Raw genomic sequence first — 242 nt, 5'->3', positions numbered from 1 at the left:
CGTGCGGGATGTGGTGTTTACACCCGCGATATTGCACGCCCTTCTGTATGGACGGCCAGCATGATCTTGGTCGCCAGCTCCCGGTTCATGCCGAAAAATGTTTCAAGCACTTCGACGACGAAATCCTTCGGGGTGTAGTCGTCATTGAATAAGACCACCTTGTACATCGGTGGTGCCTGCAATGCTGGCTTGGATTCCTGAACAGCAATACCAGAGGAGTCGTCCTCATGCTCTGCCGGATG

The 242-nt window shown here is 53.7% G+C and carries 1 protein-coding gene; it reads right to left on the bottom strand.

Annotated elements, in window-relative coordinates; genetic code table 11:
- Nucleotides 1–17: 17 nt before the first annotated feature.
- On the bottom strand, nt 18–242 hold a 225-nt coding region (locus V0R37_RS23120), incomplete at its 5' end, for an ATP-dependent Clp protease adaptor ClpS (protein ID WP_489685833.1).

The organism is Pollutimonas rozaliensis (assembly GCF_048751585.1).
Lineage (GTDB): Bacteria > Pseudomonadota > Gammaproteobacteria > Burkholderiales > Burkholderiaceae_B.
The sequence above is the reverse complement of the archived record's forward strand: the minus strand, read 5'-3'. Positions and strand labels throughout refer to the sequence as shown.